Origin of the sequence: Nonomuraea terrae (genome assembly GCF_004348995.1) — a bacterium.
GTDB classification, from domain to species: domain Bacteria; phylum Actinomycetota; class Actinomycetes; order Streptosporangiales; family Streptosporangiaceae; genus Nonomuraea; species Nonomuraea terrae.
On the sequence record NZ_SMKQ01000453.1, the window covers coordinates 1 to 1,030 of the forward strand.

A 1,030-nucleotide genomic window follows, 5' to 3' on the forward strand; every position below is an offset into this window, starting at 1 on the left:
GCCCCTGGGTGGTCAACGTGCTGACGATCGACCCCCGTAAGACCCGCGGCCACCTGGAGGCCACCTACGGCCCCGACCTGGCCCGCACCGAGAAGACCACCGACCTCGTACGCCTCTCCGGCGCGCTGGCCGGGGTGAACGCCTCGTTCTTCACCTTCACCGCCAGCCAGCAGTACCCGGGCGAGCAGGTCGGCCTGGGCCTGTTCGGCGGGAAGCTGCTCAGCGAGCCCATCGCCGACCCCGCCGAGGCGAACTTCGTGGTGGACGCCAGGAGCAACCGCGTCATCATGGGCAAGCTGAGCTGGTCCGGCAGCGTCCGCAACAAGCAGACCGACGCCACGCTGCCGCTCGAGTTCGTCAACCACCCGCCGGTGGTCCCGGCCGAGTGCGCCGCCCTCGCCGACCAGACCCAGTGCACCGTCCCCGGCGACGTCGCCACGTTCACCCCCGAGTTCGCCGCCGCCACCCCGTCCGGCCCTGGCGTGGAGGTCGTCCTCGACTCCCGCGGCTGCGTGGTCGACACCCTGACCACCCGCGGCACGACGCTCGCGCCGGACCAGACGTCGCTGCAGGCCACCGGCCAGGACGCCGCCTCCCTGCTCCAGGTGGCCGCGGACGGCTGCCTCAAGGAGACCTCCACCCTGGTCGACGAGCAGGGCGACAAGCTCCCCCTGCGCAAGGCCCTGTACGGCGTGACCGGCCGCTACCGCCTCATCGCCGACGGCCAGGTCGTCGTCCCGCCCGGCTCCGGCAGCTTCTTCGACCGCAACCCCCGCACCATCGCCGGCACGACCGAGGACAAGAAGATCGTGCTCGCCACCATCGACGGCCGCATGACCAGCAGCGTCGGCACCACGATGGACGAGACCGCCGCCGTGGCGGACGCCCTCGGCCTGCACGACGCCATCAACCTCGACGGCGGCGGCTCCACCGCCATGTCGGTCCGGGGCGCCCTCGTCAACAAGCCCAGCGGCTCCGCGGAACGCGCCGTCGGCGACGCCCTCGTCTTCATCGACTCCCCCTACCGCCC

1 protein-coding gene is annotated in these 1,030 nt (G+C 72.4%); it reads left to right on the forward strand.

The genetic code is table 11. The annotated features are described in order from the left end of the window. Positions 1 to 1,030: phosphodiester glycosidase family protein (locus tag E1286_RS47320; protein WP_132623976.1), on the forward strand; the 1,030-nt coding region annotated here is incomplete at both ends.